The organism is Lentzea sp. NPDC055074 (genome assembly GCF_053608005.1).
Map to the genome: position 1 here is coordinate 46,212 of NZ_JBSGUQ010000020.1, position 23,300 is coordinate 69,511.

The window sequence follows — 23,300 nt, forward strand, 5'->3', positions numbered from 1 at the left end:
GATCCTAAAGCGAGACAACGGAAAGGGCTTGTTTCAGTCTACACTGAAGTCACTGAGTGGATGAGCAACGGGATCGCCAGCTCCGCCCGGGTCCGCGAGCCGTGGAACCCGGTCAGCCCGCTCAGCACGGGCTCGGCCTGGCTGCGCACCACCACGTGCGCGTCCCTCATCGCCACCACGACGTCCCCGATGCGGTCGACCGCGAGCGGGCTGACCGGCCCGAACCACCCCGCCTCCACGGCGTCCTCGCGCGACAGCACGTCCGCCCGGTCGCCCAGGAACTCCCGCCACACGGACAGCACCTCGTCGCTCTCGGTGTGCAGGTACCGCACCCGAGGCTCACCGGCGATGACCCGGACCCCCTGCCACAGCAGCGGTTCGGTGTCGAAGTCGATCCGCTCGCCCGCGGTGATCATGCCGTGGTCCGCCGTCACGGCGAGGACCGCGCCGGACGGCAGGCGCGCGGCGATCCGGGCGGCCAGCGAGTCCACGAACTCCAGCTGCAGCAACCACTCCTCGGAACCGGGCCCGTAGAAGTGCCCGATCGTGTCGAGGTCGGCGTGGTAGGCGTAGCAGAACGACCGGTCCTGCTGGACCGCCGCGACCGCGCCCAGCGCCAGGTCGCCGAACCCGGCCGCGCCGCGGAACCACGAGCCGCGCAGCACCGCCCTCGTCAGCCCGGACGACCGGTGCAGCATCGGCGCGACCGTGCTGACCGCGACCCCGGCCGCCGCCGCGCGCTCGAACACCGTCGGGTGCGGTTGCACGACCTCGGGCACGAGCGTCTTGCGCAGGTCGTGGTGGTGATCGCCGGCGCGCGTCCAGGTCAGCGAGTTGAGCACCTCGTCGCCGACGGCGAACGTGTAGCCGACGATGCCGTGCTCACCGGACTGCAGCCCGGTGCCGATCGAGGCGAGGCTCGTGGCCGTCGAGGACGGGAAGCCCGCGGAGATGCGCCGATCGGACAACGAGGACAGAAACGGCGCGTGCGAGGCGTGAGCACGCAGCAGCTCGTGGCCCAGACCGTCGACGAGCAGCAGGACGACACGCCGGGCCGCTGGCAGGCCGAGCGTGTTGTCGGCACCCGGCACGTCCAGGCCCGACAGCAGTGAGGGGGCGACCTCGGCGATGGTCATGAAGGACACCGTGCCACGTCGAATCGGACAACGGGCAGAATGGCGCGCTGTGACAACGCTCATCCACCAGAAGATCGCTGACGAGCTCGGAGTGGCCGCAGGCCAGGTCGGCTCTGCTGTCGAACTGCTCGACGGTGGCGCGACCGTCCCGTTCGTCGCCCGCTACCGCAAGGAGGCGACCGGCGGTCTCGACGACGCCCAGCTGCGCACGCTCGAGGAACGCCTCGGCTACCTGCGCGAACTGGAAGAGCGCCGCGCGGCCGTCCTCAACTCCATCCAGGAGCAGGGCAAGCTCACCGAGGCCCTCGAAGCGCAGATCCGCGCAGCCGACTCCAAGGCGCGGCTCGAGGACCTCTACCTGCCGTACAAGCAGAAGCGCCGCACGAAGGCCCAGATCGCGAAGGAGGCCGGTCTCGAACCGCTGGCCGACGCACTTCTGGGTGATCCTGGCCTGAACCCTCAGGAAGAAGCCGCGAAGTTCGTCGACCCGGCGAAGGAGGTCGCGGACGCCGCGGCCGCCCTGCAGGGCGCGCGGGCCATCCTGGTCGAGCGCTTCGGCGAGGACGGCGACCTGATCGGCGACCTGCGCGAGCAGATGTGGACGCGCGGCCGGATCGTCTCCAAGGTCCGCGAGGGCAAGGAGACCGAAGGCGCGAAGTTCTCCGACTACTTCGAGTTCGACGAGCCGTTCGCGAAGCTGCCGTCGCACCGCATCCTGGCGCTGTTCCGCGGCGAGAAGGAGGAGGTCCTCGACCTCGTCCTGGAGCCGGAGGAGCCGCGTGAGGAGGGCCCCTCGACGTTCGAGGTGCGCATCGCGTCCCGCTTCGGCATCGACGACCGCGGCCGTCCCGGCGACAAGTGGCTCACCGACACCGTCCGCTGGGCGTGGCGCACGCGCATCCTCGTGCACCTGGGCATCGACCTGCGCGGCCGGCTGCGCTCGTTCGCCGAGGACGAGGCCGTCAAGGTGTTCGCCTCGAACCTGCGCGACCTGCTGCTGGCCGCCCCGGCCGGCACGCGCGCCACGATGGGCCTCGACCCCGGCTACCGCACGGGTGTGAAGGTCGCGATCGTCGACGCCACCGGCAAGGTCGTCGCGCACGGCGTCATCCAGCCGCACGTGCCCGCGAACCGCTGGGACGAGTCGATCGCGAAGCTCGCCGCGTGGTCCAAGCAGCACAACGTCGACCTGATCGCGATCGGCAACGGCACGGCCTCGCGCGAGACCGACAAGCTGGCCGCCGACCTGATCAAGCGCCACCCCGAGCTGAACCTCACCAAGATCGTGGTGTCGGAGGCGGGCGCGTCGGTGTACTCGGCGTCGGCCTACGCCTCGTCCGAGCTGCCGGGCCTCGACGTGTCGATCCGCGGCGCCGTCTCGATCGCGCGCCGCCTGCAGGACCCGCTGGCCGAGCTCGTGAAGATCGACCCGAAGTCCATCGGCGTCGGCCAGTACCAGCACGACCTGGCGGAGTCGAAGCTGTCGCGCTCGCTCGACGCGGTGGTCGAGGACTGCGTGAACGCGGTCGGCGTCGACCTCAACACGGCGTCCGTGCCGCTGCTGAGCCGCGTCTCCGGCATCACCGCCGGTCTCGCGGAGAACATCGTGCTGCACCGCGACTCCCACGGTCCCTTCAAGTCCCGCAAGGCGTTGATGAACGTCGCGCGGCTGGGCCCGAAGGCGTTCGAGCAGTGCGCGGGCTTCCTCAAGATCCGCGACGGCGAGGAGCCGCTCGACGCGTCCTCGGTGCACCCCGAGGCGTACCCGGTCGTGCGCCGCATCCAGGAGGCCGCCGGTGCCGAGCTGATCGGCAACACGGCGGTGCTCACGAAGGTGCGGCCCGAGCAGTTCGTGGACGAGCAGTTCGGTCTGCCGACCGTCACGGACATCCTCCGCGAGCTGGAGAAGCCCGGCCGCGACCCGCGTCCGGCGTTCAAGACGGCGACCTTCGCGGACGGCGTCGAGAAGATCGCCGACCTCAAGCCCGGCATGGTGCTGGAGGGCGTCGTGACGAACGTGGCCGCGTTCGGCGCGTTCGTCGACATCGGCGTGCACCAGGACGGTCTCGTGCACATCTCGGCCCTGTCCAACACCTACGTGAAGGACCCGCGCGACGTCGTGAAGTCCGGCGACGTGGTGCGGGTGAAGGTGCTGGAGGTCGACGAGGCCCGCAAGCGCATCGGCCTGACGCTGCGCCTGACCGACGAGCCGGGCAAGCCCGCTCCGAAGCAGCAGGGCGGGGGCGGCGGTGGCCGTGACCGCGGCGGCCGCCCGCAGCAGCGTGGCGGCCAGCAGCGCGGTGGCGGCCAGCGCACCGCGCCGCCGCCCGCGAGCGGCTCGATGGCGGACGCGCTCCGCAAGGCCGGTTTCGGCAAGTAGGAGAACGAAGAACGGCCCCTCCCGAACGCGGGAGGGGCCGTTTCTCAATTGGCGCCTATTTGGCCCGAGTGCCCTTGGCCTTCACGAGCTCGGACTCGAACAGCTCCTCCACGGTCGTCAGACCGCCGGGCACCTTCGAGTCGACCTTCGTGATGTACGACTGCGTGGCGGACGGCCTGCCGACGAGCGAGTAGTGCAGCGCGCTGGTCAGGCCCTGGGTGTCCAGGCCGTTGGTGTTGTGGAACGCGTCCAGAACGCCGTCACGCGTGAGGTCGCCCTTCTCGCAGGCCTTCTCGATGACCGAGAGGAACACCTTCGCGACGGTGTAGCCGTGGTCGACGTAGATCGCGGGCTTGTCGTTCGGGTAGTACTTGTTGAACGCGGCCGCGACCTCGCGCGGGCCCGGCTGGCTGCCGGTGAACGGCGCCACCGACGTCACCACGGACACCTGCTTCTCCACGGCCGGGCCGACCGGCGTCTCGAGGATCGCGGTGTCGAAGCCGACCACGTTGACCATGAACGGCACCTCCCACTTCAGCGCCGCGGCCACACCGACGGCGGCGGCGGTCTGGGCGGGGGTGGTGCTCAGCACGACGGCCTTGGCTCCCGCGGCCTTCAGGGCGCCGATCTGCTGGGAGAGGTCCACGGCGGTCTCGCTGATCGGCTGCTCGACGATCTTCATGTTCCACTGCGTGCCGACGAACCGGCTGCCCTCGACGGCGTTGTCGCCGTAGCTGCCCTTGGCGTAGACGTGCCCGACGGTGTCCCCGTCCTTGATCACGCCCTTGCGCTTGTAGTGGTCGAGCCCGTTGATGACGTCGAGGTCGTACGTGGTGCCGACGATCATCATGTGCGGGTTGCCGAGCAGCGACGCGGCCCACGAGGCGGGCGCGGTCAGCGTGCGGGTCTGCATGATGTCGGGCTCGATCGCGGCGGTCATGGGCGTGCCCGCGAGCTCCAGCAGCCCGAGGACCTGGGGTTCGAGGTCGAAGTACGCGTCGAGTGCCTTCTGCACGTCGTACGCGTGGTCCTTCTGCTTGAGCTCGACCCGGCGCCCGCAGATCCCGCCGCGGTCGTTGACCTGCTTGAGGTACAGCTCGTAGCCCTTCATGCGGGTGAGCGCGGAGGCTTTGAACGGGCCGGTCATGTCGGTGAGGATGCCGAGCGAGATCGTGTCGTCGGTAACGCCCGGCCCGGTCTTGACCTGGGCCTTCTCTGTCTCGGCACCGCAGCCGGCCACGAGGACGGCGAGCGCCAAGGCGGCGGTGGGCAGTACACGGCGGAGGGGCATGCAGCAGTCCTTGTCCAAATGATCTCGGCATACTAAGCGGTAGCTCAGTATTGAGCGGCGGCCCGTTTAATGGCCCCTTATGTGCTACGGAACACAGGCTTGTTAGGTTCATGTGACTACCGTTCCACTACGGAGTGTGCTAGCTCTTCGGTGCCGAACGAAATGAGATACGCGTGATCGCTCACATCGTGGGTATCCACAGATGTGAAAATCGTCGTCACGGGCGCGCCTGGGAACGCCTGCGCCGCGCTGCGCCGCCATTTGCCGTTCGAGGACGCCCAAGTGGACGTGCGCGCACTGTCATCACCGGGGACATCACCACGGGACACCTTCCTGGAACACCGCGTACGTGATCTGCTTCGTGGGGTAGTCACGGCAACGGGAGGACGTGCGTGAACGAGGTCGACGCGGTCGTCATCGGCTCCGGCCCGAACGGGCTGGTCGCCGCGACCCTGCTGGCGGACGCGGGCTGGGACGTGCTCGTGCTGGAGCAGCGCGACACACCCGGTGGCGCCGTGACGTCGGCCGAGATCACCGCTCCCGGCTTCACCAACGACGTCTACAGCGCGTTCTACCCCCTGGGTCTCGGCTCGCCGGTCATCGGCGCGTTGAACCTCGACGTGCAGTGGCAGCACGCACCGGCCGTGCTCGCCCACGTGCTGCCGGACGACCGCGTTGCGCTGCTCTCCCGCGACGTCGACGTCACCGCGAAGTCCGTCGGCTCGTTCGCCCATTCCGACGCCGAGGCCTGGCAGGCCGAGTACGCGCGCTGGCGCAAGGTCCGCGACGGCGTGCTGAACGGCCTGCTGCGCCCGTTCCCGCCCGTGCGCGGCGGGGTGTCGTTGCTGCGCACGCTCGGTCTCGGCGACACGCTGCGGCTGACGCGCCTGCTGACGCAGCCCGTGCGGCGGCTCGGCGAGGAGCTCTTCGCCGGCGAGGGCGCCCGCGTGTTGCTGGCGGGCAACACGATGCACTCCGACCTCGGCCCGGACCAGGCCGGCGGCGCGGGCTTCGGCTGGCTGCTCGCGATGCTCGCCCAGGACGTCGGCAACCCCGTCCCCCGCGGCGGGGCCATCGAACTGACCGCGTCCCTGGTCCGCCGGTTCGGTGGTCGCATCGAGACCGGCGCTCGCGTCACCGACGTGCTGCACGCGCGCGGTGTCGCCGTTGGTGTGCGGCTGGAAGACGGTTCCGTGGTGCGCGCTCGGCGTGCTGTCCTCGCCGACGTGCCCGCCCCGAAGCTCTACCTGGACCTGATCGGCGGCGACGCGCTGCCGGCGAAGCTCGCCGAGGACCTGAAGCGGTTCCAGTGGGACGGCGACACGATCAAGGTCGACTGGGCGCTGTCGGGCCCGATCCCGTGGACCAACCAGGAGGCCGCGCAGGCGGGCACCGTCCACCTCGGCGGCGACGTCAACGGGCTGGCCGGCGTGGCCCACGAGCTGGCGTGCGGCAAGGTGCCGCGCAACCCGTTCATGATCATCGGCCAGATGACGACGACCGACCCGTCCCGCTCCCCCGCGGGCACCGAGGCCGCCTGGGCCTACACGCACGTGCCGCTGGGCGGGAACTGGACGCCGGACCGGTTGAAGCGCCGCGCCGACCGCCTGGAGCTGATGATCGAGGAACGCGCGCCCGGTTTCCGCTCCCGCGTCATCGGGCGCTCGGTGCTCGGCCCTGACCAGATCGGCTCGGTCAACGGCGGCACGGCGGCGATCCACCAGCAGCTCGTCTTCCGGCCCGTGCCCGGTCTCGGCCGCGCGGACACCCCGTTCGACCGGCTCTACCTCACGGGTTCGTCGGCGTGGCCGGGCGGCGGTGTGCACGGCGCGGCGGGCGCGAACGCGGCACGGGCGGCGCTCGCGCGGTGGGGTGCGGCCGGCGAGGTCTACAGGACGCTGGTCCAGGGGCTGAACAAGGCGATCTACTGAGCGCGGGCGGCCCTGCGGGTGCGAGACGCCCGCAGGTAGCCCATCACCAGCGCCTCCAGGTCGGGATGCGTGCTCTCCCAACCGGAAGGCACCGTCCCGCCCCGCACCAGCGCCGTGGTCTGGCGGGGCGTGCGCGAGGAGTCGACCACGCCGTCCACTCCCAGCTCCAGACCGGCGGGCCCGACCACGACGTGGTGCGCGGCCAGGATGTCGTCGATGTCGCCCGACACCTGCACGCGGCCCTCGTCGAGCAGCAGCAGGTGGTCGCACACGTCACCGAGGTCGGTGAGCAGGTGCGAGGACAGCAGGACCGTCGTGCCGCGTTCGGCGACCTCGGTCATGACGATCCGCAGCGTCTCGTCGCGTGCCAGGGGATCCAGGTCCGACAACGGTTCGTCGAGCAGCAACACCTTCGGCAGCCGGCCGAGTGCCAGCGCGATCGCGACCTGCGTGCGCGCACCGGCGGACAACGTGCGCACCTTCGCGTCCTTGTCCACGCTCGCAAGGAGATCGAGCACCTCGTCCGCGCGCTCGGCCGACCAGCGGTCGTTCATGGCCGCGCCCGCCCGCATCACCTCCCGGACGGTGAACTGGTCGTACAGCGGCCTCTTCTGGGTCAGCAGCGACACGTCCGGGTGCATCCGCCCGCGCACCGCCGTGCCGTGCACGGCGATCTCGCCGGCGGTGGGCCTCGCAAGACCCGCGATCAACGACAGCAGCGTGGTCTTGCCCGCGCCGTTCGGTCCGACCAGCCCGGTCACGCTGCCCTCCGGCAACGTGAACGAGCACCCGTCGAGGGCCTTCGTGCGCCCGAAGTGCTTCGCGACGTCGCGAGCCTGCACGGGACTGGCGTTCATCGTGCTCCCACGTCCACAGTGGACATCAGTAGTGCGTGCCCCGCACGTCGGTGTAGATCGCGTCGACCTCGTCGCCGCTGAGCCCCTCGTCGACCGCGCGGTCCATCCACTGCTCCAGGTCCTGCCGCAGCGGCGCGTCCGCCTTCGCCGCGTCGGTGGCGAGCGAGGCCGTGACGAACGTGCCCATGCCCCGCCGGCCCTCCACGAGCCCCTCGTGCTCGAGCTCGCGGTACGCCTTCAGCACGGTGTTGGGGTTGACCCTGGTGGCCTCCACGACCTCCCGTGCCGTCGGCAGCTTGTCGCCGGGTCCGAGCAGCCCCATCCTCATGGCCTGCTTGACCTGTGCGGCGATCTGGAGATAGGTGGACACCCCGGAGTGCCGATCGATGCGAAACTCGATCACGCCGCCCAGCATAGGTGCCCACCCGTCCACTCCCGGTCACACCTGCCTGCGCACGGCCCACACCGTGCCCAGCACGAAGAGCACCGCGAACCCGGCGAAGATCGCCCCCTCCAGCAGGTGCAGCGTCGTCGCCTGCTCGGTGGGGATGATGTCCGCGTACCGCTGCGCGAGGCCGTTCTCCCGGTAACAGGTGGCCCAGTCCGGGATCTTCTGCGGGTTCGCCTTGTCGGCGCAGTTCATCATCGGCGTCGGATCGGCGACCACGGCACCCTTGGCGTCCAGGAACCCCGACTCCACCACGAGCGGGCGGCCGGGGATGACGCCGTTGCCGTCCAGGTCGTCCGTGATCCGGCGGGTCGGCGTGATCAGCGACTCGCGCGTGCCGTTGAGCGCGACCCGTGCCGCGACGAACAGGCCGAGGGTCAGCGTCATCGCGACGAGCGTCCGGCGGAACAACGCACCAGCGAACATGCCGAGCGTGTAGGCGAAGAGCGTGTAGGCGACCGGTGACACGCCCTGCGACTCGAAGCTCGTGAAGTAGAACCTCCCCGTCGAGAGCGGCCCGAGATCACCCGCCACGGCCACCCAGCTCTGCACGGCCAGCTGGTAGACGAGCACCACGGCCAGCGCGGGCAGTGCCGCGACGAGGAACTTGGTCGCCATCCAGCGCGTCCGGCTGACCGACTGCGTGAACGCCAGCGCGTGCGTGCCCTGCTCGAACTCCCGCGCGAACAGCGGGGCGCCGACGAAGACGCCGATCAGGACGGGCGCGGCGAGCACCGTGCCCATGGCGATGTGCAGCTTGTCGAACCAGGCGTCCTGGAACTCGTCGGCGGCCTTGCCCCCGCAGCCGTCGAAGATCCTCACGACGCAGCCCTCGAGGTTGCCCGCGCGGAGGTCCGCGAGCATTCCCGCCCGCCACAGCAGGATGGCGGCGACGCTGACGACGAGGCCGACGGCGAGCGTGATGAACACGGGCCGCTGCTGGCGCCACACGACCCACGTCATGCCGCCACCTCCTTGCGCATGTGCGCGAGCGCGAGCTGACTGAGCGACCGGTGCTCCGGGTGCGCCTGCAGCAGTTCGCTCACGTCCCCCGCGAGCCGCACGCGCCCCTCGGTCAGCAGCACGAGGTGGTCGCACACGTCTTCCAGCTCCGCCAGCACGTGCGACGACAGCAGCACCGTGATGCCCTGCGACCGGCTCTCCTGCACCAGCGTCCGCAACACGGTCTCGCGAGCCAGTGGGTCGAGGTCGGCGAGCGGCTCGTCCAGCATCAGCAGCCGCGGCCGCTTCCCCAGTGCCAGCGCGAGCGCGACCCGCGTCCGCTGACCGCCCGACAGCGTCCCGACCTTCGCCGAGAACGGCACCTGCGCCTTCTCGACCAGCTCCTCCGCGTATGCCTGGTCCCAGCCCGGGTTGGCGTTGCGGCCGTAGTGCAGCGTCTCGGTGACCGTGAACTGCGGGTACAGCGGCTTGGCCTGCGTCAGGAACGCCACCGACCGGTGCATCCCGCCGCCGCCCGGCTCGTCGCCGAACACCGAGATCCGGCCCGTCGTGGGACGCAGCAGCCCGGTGATCATGCCCATCAGCGTGCTCTTGCCGGCCCCGTTCGGCCCGACGAGCGCCACGATCCGCCCGGCGGGCACCTCCAGCGTGCAGTCGCGCAGCGCCCAGCCCCGCGAGTACCGCTTCCCCAGCTCCTCCGCCAGGACCGGCGGGTGCTCCCTCTGACTCATGGGAGCAACCGTATCACCCTTTCACTAGTTACCTAGTGAAAGGGTGCAGCACGCCCCTTGGCCAGCGCGTTCAGGCGTTGGAGGGTCTCCTTGTTGCGCGGGGCCAGCAACACGTCCTGCACGAAGTCCGGCAGCACCGTCGACGGACCGCGCACCACCCGCTCGGCCATCACCACCTCGGTGAGCATCTCGGACCGCGCGTGCAGGGTGAACGTGATCCGCGCGGCCCCCGCCGGCCACAGCCGCGCGTCGAGCTCGAGCAGCCGGGACGGCTCACTGCGGACCACCTCGGTGGTGTCCTGGATGACGAGCGGCCACGGCCCCACGCTGTGGTGGATGCGCGTGCCGGGCGCGGGCCAGCCGGTGTCGACGTCGCGGATGTGCGACGCGCCCACCACCCAGCCCGCGTAGGACCAGCCGTCGGCGAGTACCGCCCACACGGCGTCCACGGGTGCTTCGACGTTCAGTGAAACCTCGGCCATACAGCCGGTGTACCCGTTCGTCAGGAAGCCACGCTTTGCCTGTACTCGGCTGCCTCGGGTTCGAGGACGTACTCCAGCATCTGGCCGGAGTGCTTCTTCAACAGCTCACGCACGTCCTCCGGCGTGGCGTAGAAGAACTCGCGGCGCATGTTGACCCGGTTGACCCGGCGGTCGGACAGCGCCTGGTGCAGCTTGGTCTCCAGTGACACCGCGTCCGCCGAGTAATGCAGGATGTGGGTGTCGTAGCGGAACGGCACCGAGGCGTCACCGAGTTCGAGGACACGCTCCTCGGGGTGCAACCGCCGAGTCATGCCGATCTTGACCATCTTCGGTCCGAACGCGCCCAGGTTGCTGATCACGTACACGTAGCCCGCACGGATGTTGGCCTCGCGCTGGTGCACGCCCTCGATGCCGGAGACGACCTTGTCCAGCTCGGACTGGAGCTCCTCGGCTCCGGCGACATCTCCCTTGGCCAGCAGAGCCTTGCGGACGTTCTCCAAGTGCTTGCGCTCCTTCTCGAGCTTCTCCAGCTCGCGGCGGAACTCGGCCTGCGCTTTGGCCTCCTCGCGCAACCGTTCGCGCTCGGCGCGTTCGGACTCCTTCTCCTCCTGCTTCTTCTGCAGGTAGTCCGCCGTGAGTTCGAGCTCGCGCATGCGCAGGGCCTCGTAGCGGTCGTTGATCTCGATGCTGAGCATCTTGCCGAGCTTCTCGATCGCCTCGGCCGCACGGACCAGCCGCTTCTTGGCCGCGTCGACCGAACCCGCCTTCATCACCCGAAGGCTGTTCTCCGCCTCGGCGTTGTACGAGCGCAGCATCAGCTTGCACCAGTCGGCGACCATCTTGGCGCCTTCCCGGCTGGACCCGTTGAAGGTGAAGTTGTTGCTCCCGGTGACCGCGGTCTTGTCCCTGATCATCTGCTTCATCGAGTCCTGCACCCGGTCGAGCTCGCGCTTGTACGCCTCGGAGTTCTCCAGCGGGTGGAGGTAGCGGAACACACCAGCGTCCTGGAACATCAGCTCGTCGGTGAACGGCACCAGCGTCCGCTGCGCCTCCGCGAGTTCGGCCTTCAACTGGGCCAGGCTCTGCTCGAACCCCTTCTTCTGCAACGCCAGCGCGTCGTCCTGCGCCTTTCTCTCGGCGGCCAGCGCGGCCTGATGCGCCTGTCTCGCACCGGCTTGCGCCTGCTGCAGACCTACGAGCTCGGCGCGCATGCGGTCGATCTCCTGCCGCACCTGCACGTAGTCGAGACCACCGATCTGTTGCAGGTACCCGTTCAGCTGGTTGACCTGCGACTGGAGCCCGCCCGCGGCCTGTTCGAGCGACACGATCTTCTTCTGCTTGCTGCCGAACATCCGCGGGCCTCCTTGGCGCGACGACACGTATCGGCGTCATCGCGAGGCTCGGCACGACCGTTAGACCAATTGGTCAAACACACCCGAACGGACTATTACGACGCAATCCGGCGCGTGCGGCGGCTTTCCGCCCTGCGCTGCAGGTGGTCGGCCGTCAGCTCGAGCTCGTACGCCCTCAGGGCCTGGTACCGCGGCGAGACGCGGAGCGCGAACATCCCGCTGAGACGTTCGATCGCCGACGCCGAGCGATCGAGCCGCCTCCTCGCCGCGTCCAGGCCACCGGCTCGCAGCATGCGCAGGCAGTTCTCGGCCTCGCAGTTGTACGAGCGGAGCATCAGCGCGGACCAGTCCTCGACGAGCCTGCGCCCGGTCGCGTCCGATCCGTTGTAGGTGACCTGCCCGCCACCCTCGATCGCCGCGCCGGTCTTGATCAGGGTCTTCATCTCGTCGTGGACGAGGTCCAGCTGCGCCTGGTGGTCCGCGACGGCGTCGGTGCGGAACACGCCTGCCCGTTGCAGGGTCAGTTCGTCCCTCAACGGCTGCAGCTCGGCGCGGGCGTTCGAGATCCGGTGCCGCAGCGCTGCGAGTTCGGCACCGGCCCGGTCGACCTCCTCCAGCACGTCGGTCCGCGCCGACCCGGCGTCGCCGATCTTGGAGAGGAGATCCTGCAGGCCGACAACGGCCCGCTCCAGCTCAGCGATCCGACGGTCCTTGCGACCGAGCATGCTTACCTCCCCGATCCGCGACGAAAGGCCCATGACCGTTCCATCGCAAGGAGGAATCCGTCGTTATCTACGACGCTATGCGCTCACACCATCGAGTGATCCGACGAAACGAACGAACCCTTCGGGGTCCTCGCTCGTGGCGGACTGCTGCAGGATCACGCTGGTGGCACCCGCCGCGGCGACCTGCGAGACCAGGTCCGTGACGAACGCGCGGTCCCGCGAGTCCGTCTCCACGTAGACGATCACGGGGTGCCCGTGGGCGGAGCTGATGGTCCTGACCTGCTCCAGGTCTGCCGAGGCGTCGAGGATCGTGCCGTCGCCGACCTCGCCCGCGAGGGCCAGGGTCTTCAGGCCGTGCCCGCCCACGTAGATCGGCATCGGCGCGGCCGGCGGCCAGTCCAGGGCCACGCCGCTCAGCTTCACGTACCGGCCCTCGACGGTGACGCGGTCGCCGGCGAGCAACGCCTTCAACGCGTCGGTGTACTCGCGCAGCAACGTCAGCGGCGACGCCACCCGCGCGCCGACCTGCCCCATCCAGTCCTGCACGCCGTGCCCGACGCCGATCGAGACGCGGCCCGGGAACAACCGGTCGAGCGTCGCCGCCTCCATCGCCGTCAGAGCGACGTTGCGCAACGGCACCGGCAGCAGGCCGACGCCGACCTTCAGCCGCGAGGTCCAGGCCAGGGCGGCGGAGGCGCAGGCGATGCCGCTCTCCAGGAAGCAGTCCTCCCACAGCCACAGCGAGTCCACACCGGACTCCTCCGCGGCGAGGACGACGGAACGCAGGTTCTCGGGAGGGAGCTGAGGCCGGTAGACAGCGCCGAGTGTGGTCACCCGTCCACTACTACCGGCCTCACCCCGGTTCAGCAACAGACTCTCAGCACCCGCAGTTGTGGTACGTGACGTCCCAGTGGTTCGACTCGAGGTAGTAGATGTTGCCCGCGTTCGACTTCCACTTGTTGCCACCGATGGACGAGAAGCTGCCCTTGATGTAGTTCGTGACGCAGCTGGACAGGCGATAGTCCACCTTGTACCCGTTCCAGTGCGAGTACGTGCCCGACGCGTGGCCGGTCTCCGTGCCGCCGGTGATGGTCAGCGCACAGCCCGACGCGCTCTTGAACGTCTTGGCACCCGCGATGGTCGTCTGGTTGATCTGCTCGAACGAGGTGCAGTTCGAACGGTTGCGGTCACTGCAGTTGCCGCTCGAGTCCCACGCGATGCCGGCCGCGCGCAACTGCGCGGTCGCCTGCGAGTGGGTGTACTTGGCCGGGGCCGCCGACGCGACGGACGCGCCCATGACCAGAGCGGCGAACATCGCGACCACGGCTGCGATCGTGCGAACGAACATGTGCCTTCTCTCCTTTGCCCGAGGTGCCGCGAAAGCTGGCGTCACGGCCGAAATCTCGGCGGCCAGTTCACGCTCAGCACCACGATCCGCCCGTCTGACCGCGAACTGACTCGGCAAGATTTCGGCCGTGACGCTAGGGAGAGCCGGTAAAGGAAGGCCTAAAACGGCCTTAGGCCGATCTTTGGCGCCTCAGTGGACAGTTCCGGTCATCACCGACAGCAAGTCGATCGGAGCAACAACCATGCGCATTCGCCACGCCCTCGCGGCGACCGCGATCTCGCTGGGCCTGCTGGGTGGCCTGAGCGGGGTCGCACAGGCCGCGCCGGAGGGTCCTGCCGAGCAGGAGACCTCCCTCTCGCAGGTCCAGGCGGCGGCCGGGTACGGCGGTTCCATCAGCCGCACCGAGGTCATCAAGCGCGCCAAGGACTGGTGGGACCGCAAGGTTCCGTACAGCCAGTCCGCGTACGCCTGGGACATCAACAAGGGCAAGAAGTACCGCACGGACTGCTCGGGTTTCGTGTCCATGACGTGGAAGCTCACGACGAGCCGCAACACGCGCAACCTGGACGAGGTCGCCACCAAGATCTCCTGGGCGAACCTCAAGCCGGGCGACATGATCCTGCGCAACGGCCACGTGAAGCTGTTCGAGAAGTGGGCCAACTCGGCGAAGACGTCGGCGTGGATCTACGAAGAGGGCAGCACCTCGACGGACATGGACCACGAGACCGTGACCATCTCCTCGCTCAAGAGCGGTGGCTACGCCCCGTGGAAGTACAAGAAGATCACCGGCTGAGTGCGGGCGGGGCCCATTGAGCCGGCCACTGGTGCACCTCTTCCCTCTCCCTGGTGCCCAGTCGTGTGAACACGCCGGCGGCCTCGCGCCAGGAGCGGTCCGCGTCTTCGACGTCCCCCAGACGGGCGTGGACCGCTCCCAGGTCACGAAGACTCCTGGCCCGCCACAAAGGCAGGCTCAGCTCGTTCCACACCGGCATCAGGTCGGTCAGCACGATCCGCGCGCCGACGAGGTCGCCCGCCGCGAGCCGCCACTCCCCCAGCGTGCGGCGCACGAGGGCCTCGCCGAACCGGTCGCCGACGTCACGGCACCCGTCGAGCGCCTGCTGGATCAGCCGTTCGGACGGTTCGAGAACTCCCTTGCGCAGCAACACCTTCGCCCACGCCTGTGCGGTGTAGCAGGCGAGCAGCTCGTCCCCGGTGCCCGCGACCATCTCGTGAGCGCGCCGGACGTGGTCCTCCGCGAGGTCGAGCTCGCCACGGGCGCGGTGCACCAGCCCGATCCCGCGGGCCGCCAGCGCCTCACCCCGGCGGCTGCGGGCCCGCTGGTAGACCGACTCCGCGAGGCGCAGCGTCTCGAACGCGCCCTCGTCGTCGCCGAGTTCCCTTTTGATGGAGCCGATCCCGTACAGGGCGTGCGCCTCGCCCTCGGGGTCGTTCGACCGCAGCAGCTCCCGGGCCCGGTCGAGGGCCTCCAGCGCGCACGGGTACTGGCCGAGATCACGGCACACCATGCCGATGCCGTTCATCGCGACGGCCTCGCCGCGCTTGTCACCCAGGTTCACGAACAACGTCTGCGCGGTGTCGAACCACGACCGCGCCTGCGCGAGGTTGTCGCGCTTGTAGTGCATCTGCCCGAGGCTGCACCGCAGCACGGCCTCCAGCCGGACGTCCCCGGTCCTCCACACGGCCTCCAGCGCCGCCGTGTGTGTTCGTTCCCAAGCCTCGTACCGGTTTCTGAGCCCGAACCACGCGAACACCAGCACCTCGGCCAGCTGGCACGCGATCTCGGTGAGGTCCAGTTCGGCCGCGCGCTCCACGAGCCTCGTGAGCAACGACTCCTCGCCCGCGAACCACGCGTCCTTGTCCGTCGGGCGCGCCGCCGACGTGACGACGCCCAGCGAGTCCTGCATGCGCGGCACCGCGAGGAAGAGCTGTTCGGTCAGGCCGTCCACAGTGGACAGAGCGGCGACGACGGCCCTCCGGACGACGTCCTCGCGGTCCCGCTGCCCGTCCTCGGCCTCGGCGCGCTCGCGGGCGTGCAGCCGCACCAGCTCGTGCATCCGGTACCGCGCGCTGCCGATGACGTCGAGCAGCCGCGCGTCGACGAGCTGGTCCAGCACGTCCTCGTCGAGCAGGTGCGCCCACAGGAAGCTCGGCACCTCGGGCAGCCCGAGGAACCCGAAGATCCGGTACGCGCGCCGGGCGTTCTCGTCCAGGGCCCGGTAGGTCAGCTCCAGGCCGGCCCGCACCGCGAGGTCGTCGGCGACGAGCTCGTCGAGCCGGGACCGTTCGTCGGACAGGCGCCGCACCAGCTTCGACACCGGCCAGTGCGCCCGCCCGGCCAGCCGCGCGCCGGTGATGCGCACCGCGAGCGGCAGGTAGCCGCACAGCCGCGCGACCTCCTGCGCCTGGTCGGGTTCCGCGGCCACCCGGTCGTCGCCGAGGATGCGCCCCAGCAGCGTGACGGCCTCGTCGCTGCCCAGCACGTCCAGGGGGATGCGGCGCACGCCCTCGAGCCCGCACAGCCTGCTGCGGCTCGTGATCAGCGTCAGGCAGCCCGGGCTTCCCGGCAGCAGCGGTCTGACCTGCGAGACGCTCGTGACGCCGTCCAGCACGATCACGACCCGCCGTCCGCTGACCGTCGCCCGCCAGAGCGCCGCGCGTTCCTCGGCCGACTCGGGGATGCGGTCGCTCGGCACGTCCATGGCGCGCAGCACCGCGTCCAGCGCCCCGGACGGCGAGTGCAGGTCGACGAACAGCTGCCCGTCCGGGTACCGGTCGGCGAGCCGGTGGGCCGCGTGCACCGCGAGCGCCGACTTGCCGACGCCCGCCGGTCCCTCGACCCACCAGACGCCGCCGTCGCTGTCGAGCAGCCGGGAGAGCTCCCGGTCGCGCCCGGTGAAGTCGCCCGCGTCGCGCGGCAGGTAGTTGCGGCGGCTGTCCCGCGAGCCCTCCAGCACATCTCGGTAGAGCTGCTGGAGCTGCTCGCCGGGCTCGACCCCGAGCTCGTCGACGAGCACCTTGCGCGTCTCACGGAACACACGCATGGCGTCGGCCCGCCGCCCGGCCCGCGCAAGTGCCGTCATGAGCTGCCCGCGCAGCCGTTCGGCCAGCGGGTACTCGGCGACGAACGCCCCGAGCCGGTCGATCAGCTCGGCGTGCCGGCCGAGCGCCAGTTCGGCGTCGACCCACGCCTCGGCGGCCGCGAGCCGTTGCACGTCGAGGGTCTGCGCGAACACGACCGGCGAGCCGCGCCAGAGCTGCAGCGCCCTGTCCAGGGTGTCGGCCTTGGCCTTGAGGTCCGCCTCGTCGCCCGCGTCGCTCACGAGCCGGCGGAACGCGTGCAGGTCGACGTTCCCGGGGTCGGCGTTGAGCACGTACCCGGCCGCCCGGTGCTCGACCGGCAGCCCGGCCCGGCGCAGGCTGGAGATGTGCACCTGCAGCGACTTGCGCGCCTGCGGCGGCGGCTCCTCACCCCAGATCAGGTCGATGAGCCGTTCGACGGGCACGATCTTCCCGCACTCGACCGCCAGGACAGCTAGGATCTGCGCGGGCTTCGGCGGCACGGACGGCTCGACCGGCCCGAGAATCCTGACCTCCACTGTGCCCCCACCAGTGTTGAAGATTCACCGAGTTCTGCACGGCATTGCCAAATTTTGACGCAATCCGGCTCACGGGGGTTCCACTTCAGAGTGAATGCACTCGAACGGACGCAGATCTGGATGCAACCAGACCAGAGGTCACTACGTCCAGCCCACTTTCAGTGGGCATGAATGTGAACGCCTGTTTCGTTTTCTACAGGCTGGCTTTGAGTCGCCCGAACTCTTCAGCCAACGCCGGCAACTGCCAGTGCGCGTTCAACCCGCTCGGATTGGGCAGGATCCACAACCTGGCCCCGCCCACGGTGTCCTGCTGCGGCCCGACCTGTGCTTTCTTGCGCCCGAAGGCGGCCCGGTACACCGTCACCCCGAGTATCGCGAGAACCTTCGGTGAATACCTTTCGACTTTTTCCGAGAGTTCGATCGCACCTCGCCGCATCTCGTCAATTGTTAATTCATCGGCCCTGGCGCTGGGTCGTGCGACGACGTTCGTGATGCCGAGCCCCAGATCGAGCAGCTTGTCCTGCTCGGCGGGCGCGAACTGGGACGGCGTGAACCCGGACAAATGAAGAGCGGGCCAGAAGCGGTTTCCCGGCCGTGCGAAGTGATGCCCGGTCGCCTCCGACACGAGGCCGGGGTTGATACCGCAGAAGAGCACGTCGAGGCCGGGCTTGATCACGTCGTGAATCACGCCGCCGAGCCTACGAGGTGGCCGCCGGCACGCGCGGGCGCGGCGTCCACATCGTGTAGCCGGCGCGGCGGGCGTCCTCCGGCGAGTGGAAGAACGCGTCACCCTTCATGCGCTTGTAGTACGGCGACTCCGGGGTGTGGAACATCATCGTGCGCGAGTTCGCCTTGATCGCGGGCGCCGTGCCGGCGGGCTCCTCCATGATCGACAGGGGTGCCGCGTCCACGACGGCCGAGGCCTCGCGGGACCGCATCGTCAGCCAGGTCAGCAGGACACCGGCGAGGAACGCGCCCGCGCACAGCAGGAACATCTGAAAGAAGAACCCGAACACCGAACAGCTCCTAGCCCGTAGTCGTGAAGTCCTCGTCGACGCGCAGTCCGGGAGCGGCCGTGCGCAGGGCGTCGCTCAGCACACCCGCGCTCTCCGGGTCCGCGACGCGCGCCGACGCGGTCAGGCGTCCCGCGTGGACGACGCCGGTGAAGTCGGTGACCTCTCCGCCGAGCACGGCCCCGACCACCGCGGTGGCCACGGCCGGGGTGACGGGCAGGCGGACGCCCTCGTCGAGCGTGATCAGGTCGCTCACCCGGTGATCGGCCGTCAGCGCGCGCACCGCGTCCACGACCTCCTGCCGTTCGCGCGCGGACCCCGCGGTCCCCGCCAGGACGATCTCCGACGAGCGCACCGCGAGCACCAGCTGACCGGGCGCCGCGGCGGGTGCGGGACGCGCCGCCAGCCCCACGGAGGCGAGCGCGGCCGGCACGACGAACGCACCGACGACAACGCGTTGCAGCAACTGCACGCGCTTGGACTATCCCATCAGGCCGATCGGGTGCCACCGCCTCGACCGGAACCCGCAGGACACCACGGCCGAATTCACTCGTTGGTGGACACCACGACCGGGTCGCCGCCGGCCACCAGGCGCCAGTCCGAGCCGGCGAACGAGGCCGGGTCCAGCACCCCCGCGGCCTTGACCCAGTCGATCAGCAGCTGCCGGATCTCCTGCTGCTGGTTGTGCAGCACGGGCGCCGCCGCGATGTGCGGGAAGTCGCCGCCGCCCGCCTGCCGGTAGTTGTTCACGGCCACGGCGAACTCGAACGAGTCCGGCACCTCCACGCCCCCGAATCGCAGGTCCACGATCCGGGACCCCGCGGGCCGTGAGATGTCGATGTCGTAGGTCAGCGGCGCGGTCAGCCCGTAGGCGATGTCGAAGTTGTAGTCCGGCACGTCGGCCGACACGTCCGCGGCCGACACCGGTCCCGCGGGGACCTGCCGGAAGTACCGCGCCGACTCCTCCAGGAAGTCCCGCACCTGCCCACCGGTCATCCGGACGCCCACCAGCGTGTTGTCGAAGATGTAGAGCCCGGCGACGTCCCGGAAGGACACCTCCCCCGCCGGGATCGCCGCGGCCCGGTTGAAGGGAGCGCACAGCGAGAGCACCGGCAGCGAGGTGGACTTCGCGACCTCCAGCGCCTGAACGTGGTTGATGAACCGCAACGCGGGCGTGTCCTCGAACCGCGAGCGCGCGGCCGACATCGCCGAGGCGCACGTCCCGACCCGCGCGTTCACGTACGACACGACCCGCTCGTGGTCGTGGCGCAGCAGCCGCACGATCCGCGGGTCCTCGGCCACCGTGGCCGACGACAGCACGGACGAGCGCGAGCCCACCAGTTCCCAGTGCCCCTGATGCCGCAGGTCGAACTCCATCACCGACAGGCGCTTGCCCGAGTACAACGGCTCGGTCAGCAGCACCGGCCGCCCGGTGACCTTGTTCGTCACGATCCGCTGCGGGATCTCCACGTGCGCGTGCCCGACCAGCACGGCGTCGATCCCCGGCACCGTCTCCGCGAGCAGCTCGGAGCAGTTCTCCGGGAACGGCACCTGCTCGCCCAGCGACGAGGACAGGTCGGCCCCGGAGTGCGCCACCACGATCACGAGGTCGGACTTGTGCCGGATCTCCGGCACCCAGTGCAGCGCCTGCTCCACCAGCCCGGGGAACGTCAGGACGCCGTCGACGTGGGCGCGGTCCCACACGGCGATGCCGGGGTTCGTCAGCCCGAGAACGCCGACCCGCAACGGCGGCCCGCCCGTGCGCCACACCGTCTTCACGACGTACGGCGGGAACGCGGGCAGCCCGGTGTGGACGTCGAGCGCGTTCGCCGCCAGCAACGGGAAGTCCAGCTGCCGCTCGAACGTGCGCAGCACGGACAGCCCGTAGTTGAACTCGTGGTTTCCCAGGGCGGCGGCGTTGTAGCCGATCGCGTTCATCGCCGCGGCCATCGGATGCACGTGTGCGCCACGCGTGATCGGCTCGACCTTCGCGTAGTAGTACGCGAGCGGTGTGCCCTGGATGGTGTCACCGGCGTCGAACAGCAACGTCCGATGCCGGCCCACGGCCGAACGCACGTCGTTCACCAAAGTGGAGATCTTCGCGAGCCCGACGTCGTTGTGCGCGTAGTCGTCGAACTCGCGGTTGAGGTAGTAGTCCCAGTTGAACAGGTTGCCGTGCAGGTCCGTCGACCCCATCACCGTCAGTGTGAACGTGCGCACGCTCACCTCCGGTCGTGGTCGGGCTGATCACCCGACCATAACCGCTCACACTTGACCCCAAATCACCTCGTGGGAGGGGCCTGTCCGTCGCGCTGGCCGCGCTGACCAGGTTCGACGACGTTCGACGCCACGGACTTGCCCTCTTCTGTGGTGGCGATCACGGTGACGGTGTCCCCCTTCTCGACACCTTCGGCCACAGTGTCGGCGTCGACCACGTAGGTCTTGGTGTAGCCGTCGGTGGACTTCACCTCGATGGACGTGTCGCTGATCGCGGTGACCTCACCGGTCTGGAACTCGCCGTGGGTCGTGGTGCCGGTCCCGAGGCCGAAGCCGCCGCGCATGCCACCGCCCATGCCGTCCGGCGGTGTGCCGCCCATGCCGCCGGGGCCCATGCCACCGGCGCCGGTCTGCTGGCTCGTGCCGCTCGCGGCGTAGATCGCGACGCCTCCGGCACCGGCGATCGCGACGGCGATGGCCACCGCGGCCACCGTCTTCTTCGCGGTCCACGAGGGGCGTGCCGCTTGCTCGGCGGGCTGAGGTGCGCCCCACTCCGGGGGCTGTTGTTCGGTCATGACGACAACCGTGGTGGCGCAGCCTGTGCCGAACCTGTGTGCGCCGTAGGCCTGAGCTGTGCACATCGCTCACAGCTGGTACACAGGATCCGCGTTCACGATGGGAGCCATGCGCGCGATGAAGACCGAACTCCGCAGGCCGGACGGGCAGCCGGTGCGGGTGCTCGTCGTCGACGACGAGTCCACTCTGGCCGAGCTGATGTCGATGGCGCTGCGCATGGAGAAGTGGGACGTGCGCACGGCCCTGGACGGCACGACCGCGGTGAAGACCGCCCGCGACTTCCGCCCGGACGTGGTGGTGCTCGACGTGATGCTGCCCGACTTCGACGGGTTCGAGGTGCTGCGCCGCATGCGGGCGGAGGCACCGATCCTGCCGGTGCTGTTCCTGACGGCGAAGGACGCGGTCGAGGACCGCATCGCCGGGCTCACCGCGGGCGGCGACGACTACGTCACCAAGCCGTTCTCGCTGGAGGAGGTCGTGCTGCGGTTGCGCGCACTGCTGCGGCGCACCGGCGTGACCGACGCGGACGCGGGCACGAGGCTGATCGTCGGCGACCTGTCGCTGAACGAGGAGACCCGCGAGGTCGAACGCGCCGGCACCTCGATCGACCTGACCGCCACGGAGTTCGAGCTGCTGCGCTACCTGATGCGCAACCCGAAACGGGTGCTGAGCAAGGCCCAGATCCTGGACCGCGTGTGGAGCTACGACTTCGGCGGCCAGGCCAACATCGTCGAGCTCTACATCTCGTACCTGCGCAAGAAGATCGACGCCGGGCGCACCCCCATGATCCACACGATGCGAGGCGCCGGATATGTCCTCAAGCCTGCGACCTAGAACCCTGCGGGCCCAGCTCGTCTCGGGCCAGATCGTCCTGCTCACGGCGCTGTGCCTGGTGATCGGCGGCGTCTCGGTGCTCGCACTGCACGCGTTCCTGATGGACAACCTCGACCACGAGGTCACGAGCTTCCGCCCGCCACCGCCCGGCCAGCAGTACGGACCTCCCGGCATCAACGCGAGGATCTACCCCGACGGCAGCATCCGCGGCTTCGTGGAGCTGCCGGGCTCGGACGCCCCACGCGCGCTCACCGCCGCCGAGATCGAGGTCCTGGCCGCCGCGCCCTCGACCCCGCACACGGTCGACCTGGGTGAGGCCGGCGAGTTCCGCGTGGTCGCCGACCAGCGCGGGATCAGGGGCATGTCGCTGCAACCGGTCACCGACATCGTGTGGCGGATGGTCTGGATCCTCGCCGCGCTCATCGCCGCGGGCGCCGCCGTGGTGGCGCTGGCGGGCAGGGTGATCGTGCGGCGCGCGCTGGTGCCGCTCGACCGCGTCGCCGAGACCGCCACGCGCGTCTCCGAGCTCCCGTTGCACGAGGGCGAGGTGGCGCTCGCCGAACGCGTGCCGGAGGAGGACACCGACCCGGCCACCGAGGTCGGGAAGGTCGGACTGGCGCTGAACAGGATGCTCGGCCACGTCGACCAGGCCCTGAAAGCCCGGCACGACAGCGAGACCAGGGTCCGGCAGTTCGTCGCCGACGCCTCGCACGAGCTGAGGACACCCCTCGCCGCCATCCGCGGTTACGCCGAGCTGACCCGCCGCACGAGCGCGGACCTGCCGCCCGAGGTCACGCACGCGATGGGTCGCGTCGAGTCCGAGGCGGTGCGGATGACGTCCCTGGTCGAGGACCTGCTGCTGCTGGCCCGCCTCGACGCCGGACGCCCGTTGGAGAGCAAGGACGTCGACCTGTCGAGGCTGGTGCTGGACGTCGTCGGCGACGCCCGGATCGCGGGCCCGGAGCACAGCTGGCGGCTCGCGCTCCCGGAGGACCCCGTCACGGTTCCCGGTGACGTGCAACGACTCCACCAGGTCCTCGGCAACCTGCTGTCCAACGCCCGCGCGCACACCCCGCCCGGCACCACCGTGACCACCGGACTGTCCGTCCACAACGGACGCGTCGACCTGAGCGTCACCGACGACGGCCCCGGCGTCCCGGAGGGCCTGGAGGTCTTCGAACGGTTCGCGCGCGGCGACTCCTCGCGCTCGCGGGCCGCGGGCAGCACGGGCCTCGGCCTGTCGATCGTGGCCGCGGTGGTCGGCGCGCACGACGGCCAGGTGTCCGTCGCGAGCAGGCCTGGCCACACCACGTTCACGGTGTCTTTGAAGGTGACCGCGCTGCACACAGGTCGTTCACAGCAAGGGCACACGACCCACCCAGGCTAGGCCGCGATTCTC

The 23,300-nt window shown here is 69.8% G+C and carries 21 protein-coding genes and 1 pseudogene; 5 read left to right on the plus strand and 17 right to left on the minus strand.

Annotated elements, in window-relative coordinates:
* Positions 1–38 precede the first annotated feature (38 nt).
* Positions 39–1,136, minus strand: a complete 1,098-nt coding sequence (locus ACWF7A_RS34880; RefSeq protein WP_452254770.1) for an alkaline phosphatase family protein — start codon at positions 1,134–1,136, stop codon at positions 39–41.
* 49 nt (positions 1,137–1,185) lie between these two features.
* On the opposite strand from ACWF7A_RS34880, the gene ACWF7A_RS34885 reads away from it, so the two are divergent.
* The gene (locus ACWF7A_RS34885; protein WP_452254771.1) at positions 1,186–3,516 is read left to right on the plus strand and encodes a Tex family protein; all 2,331 of its coding nucleotides are present in this window, start codon (positions 1,186–1,188) and stop codon (positions 3,514–3,516) included.
* Between the two features lie 55 nt (positions 3,517–3,571).
* On the opposite strand, the gene ACWF7A_RS34890 is transcribed toward ACWF7A_RS34885, so the two are convergent.
* Positions 3,572–4,807 carry an ABC transporter substrate-binding protein gene (locus ACWF7A_RS34890; RefSeq protein ID WP_452254772.1) on the minus strand — a complete coding sequence of 412 codons (1,236 nt, stop codon included), beginning with the start codon at positions 4,805–4,807 and terminating at the stop codon, positions 3,572–3,574.
* A gap of 392 nt (positions 4,808–5,199) precedes the next feature.
* On the opposite strand from ACWF7A_RS34890, the gene ACWF7A_RS34895 reads away from it, so the two are divergent.
* Positions 5,200–6,738, plus strand: coding sequence for a phytoene desaturase family protein (locus tag ACWF7A_RS34895; RefSeq protein WP_452254773.1), 1,539 nt, complete (start codon positions 5,200–5,202; stop codon positions 6,736–6,738).
* Here ACWF7A_RS34895 and ACWF7A_RS34900 read toward each other — a convergent pair.
* The 9 genes and pseudogenes from ACWF7A_RS34900 to ACWF7A_RS34940 all read right to left on the minus strand — a co-directional run bounded on the left by ACWF7A_RS34900 (position 6,732) and on the right by ACWF7A_RS34940 (position 13,644).
* Positions 6,732–7,595, minus strand: coding sequence for an ABC transporter ATP-binding protein (locus ACWF7A_RS34900; protein ID WP_452254774.1), 864 nt, complete (start codon positions 7,593–7,595; stop codon positions 6,732–6,734). The genes ACWF7A_RS34895 and ACWF7A_RS34900 overlap by 7 nt on opposite strands.
* A 25-nt stretch (positions 7,596–7,620) precedes the next feature.
* Entirely contained in the window at positions 7,621–7,998 is a 378-nt protein-coding gene (locus tag ACWF7A_RS34905) for a GntR family transcriptional regulator (RefSeq protein WP_229904953.1), read from the minus strand.
* Positions 7,999–8,034: 36 nt separating this feature from the next.
* Positions 8,035–9,006 carry an ABC transporter permease gene (locus ACWF7A_RS34910; RefSeq protein ID WP_452254775.1) on the minus strand — a complete coding sequence of 324 codons (972 nt, stop codon included), beginning with the start codon at positions 9,004–9,006 and terminating at the stop codon, positions 8,035–8,037.
* A 224-nt stretch (positions 9,007–9,230) separates the two neighbouring features.
* Positions 9,231–9,737, minus strand: a pseudogene (locus tag ACWF7A_RS34915) (ATP-binding cassette domain-containing protein); the annotation flags it as partial.
* A 32-nt stretch (positions 9,738–9,769) separates the two neighbouring features.
* Positions 9,770–10,219, minus strand: a complete 450-nt coding sequence (locus ACWF7A_RS34920) for an SRPBCC family protein (protein ID WP_452254776.1) — start codon at positions 10,217–10,219, stop codon at positions 9,770–9,772.
* A gap of 20 nt (positions 10,220–10,239) precedes the next feature.
* Positions 10,240–11,571: a DUF4041 domain-containing protein gene (locus ACWF7A_RS34925; protein ID WP_452254777.1), complete on the minus strand. Its 1,332-nt coding sequence runs from the start codon at positions 11,569–11,571 to the stop codon at positions 10,240–10,242.
* A gap of 95 nt (positions 11,572–11,666) precedes the next feature.
* On the minus strand, positions 11,667–12,296 hold the full coding sequence (locus ACWF7A_RS34930; RefSeq protein ID WP_452254778.1) for a DUF4041 domain-containing protein: 630 nt from the start codon (positions 12,294–12,296) through the stop codon (positions 11,667–11,669).
* Positions 12,297–12,371: 75 nt separating this feature from the next.
* A complete protein-coding gene (locus ACWF7A_RS34935; protein ID WP_452254779.1) occupies positions 12,372–13,130 on the minus strand; it encodes an LLM class flavin-dependent oxidoreductase in 759 nt (252 codons plus the stop codon).
* Positions 13,131–13,173: 43 nt separating this feature from the next.
* Complete coding sequence (locus ACWF7A_RS34940; RefSeq protein ID WP_452254780.1) at positions 13,174–13,644, minus strand: hypothetical protein; 471 nt, start codon at positions 13,642–13,644, stop codon at positions 13,174–13,176.
* A gap of 241 nt (positions 13,645–13,885) precedes the next feature.
* Between ACWF7A_RS34940 and ACWF7A_RS34945 the strand changes: the two genes are divergently transcribed.
* Entirely contained in the window at positions 13,886–14,437 is a 552-nt protein-coding gene (locus ACWF7A_RS34945) for an NlpC/P60 family protein (protein ID WP_452254781.1), read from the plus strand.
* Here ACWF7A_RS34945 and ACWF7A_RS34950 read toward each other — a convergent pair.
* From ACWF7A_RS34950 to ACWF7A_RS34975, 6 genes are all read right to left on the minus strand, one after another.
* Entirely contained in the window at positions 14,427–17,261 is a 2,835-nt protein-coding gene (locus ACWF7A_RS34950) for a BTAD domain-containing putative transcriptional regulator (RefSeq protein WP_452254782.1), read from the minus strand. The genes ACWF7A_RS34945 and ACWF7A_RS34950 overlap by 11 nt on opposite strands.
* A gap of 193 nt (positions 17,262–17,454) precedes the next feature.
* Complete coding sequence (mug, locus tag ACWF7A_RS34955; protein ID WP_452254783.1) at positions 17,455–17,949, minus strand: G/U mismatch-specific DNA glycosylase; 495 nt, start codon at positions 17,947–17,949, stop codon at positions 17,455–17,457.
* Positions 17,950–17,959: 10 nt separating this feature from the next.
* A complete protein-coding gene (locus ACWF7A_RS34960; protein ID WP_452254784.1) occupies positions 17,960–18,277 on the minus strand; it encodes a sunset domain-containing protein in 318 nt (105 codons plus the stop codon).
* A 10-nt stretch (positions 18,278–18,287) separates the two neighbouring features.
* A complete protein-coding gene (locus ACWF7A_RS34965; RefSeq protein ID WP_452254785.1) occupies positions 18,288–18,746 on the minus strand; it encodes a hypothetical protein in 459 nt (152 codons plus the stop codon).
* A 74-nt stretch (positions 18,747–18,820) separates the two neighbouring features.
* A complete protein-coding gene (locus ACWF7A_RS34970; RefSeq protein ID WP_452254786.1) occupies positions 18,821–20,494 on the minus strand; it encodes a bifunctional metallophosphatase/5'-nucleotidase in 1,674 nt (557 codons plus the stop codon).
* 62 nt (positions 20,495–20,556) lie between these two features.
* Positions 20,557–21,066, minus strand: coding sequence for a hypothetical protein (locus ACWF7A_RS34975; RefSeq protein WP_452254787.1), 510 nt, complete (start codon positions 21,064–21,066; stop codon positions 20,557–20,559).
* A 109-nt stretch (positions 21,067–21,175) separates the two neighbouring features.
* Between ACWF7A_RS34975 and ACWF7A_RS34980 the strand changes: the two genes are divergently transcribed.
* Both ACWF7A_RS34980 and ACWF7A_RS34985 read left to right on the plus strand, forming a co-directional pair.
* Positions 21,176–21,901, plus strand: a complete 726-nt coding sequence (locus ACWF7A_RS34980) for a response regulator transcription factor (RefSeq protein ID WP_452254788.1) — start codon at positions 21,176–21,178, stop codon at positions 21,899–21,901.
* Positions 21,879–23,288 (plus strand): sensor histidine kinase, encoded by a 1,410-nt coding sequence (locus ACWF7A_RS34985; protein WP_452254789.1) that lies wholly within the window; start codon positions 21,879–21,881, stop codon positions 23,286–23,288. Before ACWF7A_RS34980 ends, ACWF7A_RS34985 begins: the two co-directional genes overlap by 23 nt.
* Positions 23,289–23,300 lie beyond the last annotated feature (12 nt).

Excerpts from the sequence above, each read along its gene's own strand:
- ACWF7A_RS34880 (WP_452254770.1), bottom strand. The coding sequence starts at position 1,136 with ATGACCATCGCCGAGGTCGCCCCCTCACTGCTGTCGGGCCTGGACGTG.
- ACWF7A_RS34890 (WP_452254772.1), bottom strand. The coding sequence starts at position 4,807 with ATGCCCCTCCGCCGTGTACTGCCCACCGCCGCCTTGGCGCTCGCCGTC.
- ACWF7A_RS34900 (WP_452254774.1), bottom strand. The coding sequence starts at position 7,595 with ATGAACGCCAGTCCCGTGCAGGCTCGCGACGTCGCGAAGCACTTCGGG.
- ACWF7A_RS34910 (WP_452254775.1), bottom strand. The coding sequence starts at position 9,006 with ATGACGTGGGTCGTGTGGCGCCAGCAGCGGCCCGTGTTCATCACGCTC.
- ACWF7A_RS34920 (WP_452254776.1), bottom strand. The coding sequence starts at position 10,219 with ATGGCCGAGGTTTCACTGAACGTCGAAGCACCCGTGGACGCCGTGTGG.
- ACWF7A_RS34925 (WP_452254777.1), bottom strand. The coding sequence starts at position 11,571 with ATGTTCGGCAGCAAGCAGAAGAAGATCGTGTCGCTCGAACAGGCCGCG.
- ACWF7A_RS34930 (WP_452254778.1), bottom strand. The coding sequence starts at position 12,296 with ATGCTCGGTCGCAAGGACCGTCGGATCGCTGAGCTGGAGCGGGCCGTT.
- ACWF7A_RS34940 (WP_452254780.1), bottom strand. The coding sequence starts at position 13,644 with ATGTTCGTTCGCACGATCGCAGCCGTGGTCGCGATGTTCGCCGCTCTG.
- ACWF7A_RS34945 (WP_452254781.1), top strand. The coding sequence starts at position 13,886 with ATGCGCATTCGCCACGCCCTCGCGGCGACCGCGATCTCGCTGGGCCTG.
- ACWF7A_RS34975 (WP_452254787.1), bottom strand. The coding sequence starts at position 21,066 with ATGACCGAACAACAGCCCCCGGAGTGGGGCGCACCTCAGCCCGCCGAG.
- ACWF7A_RS34980 (WP_452254788.1), top strand. The coding sequence starts at position 21,176 with ATGCGCGCGATGAAGACCGAACTCCGCAGGCCGGACGGGCAGCCGGTG.
- ACWF7A_RS34985 (WP_452254789.1), top strand. The coding sequence starts at position 21,879 with ATGTCCTCAAGCCTGCGACCTAGAACCCTGCGGGCCCAGCTCGTCTCG.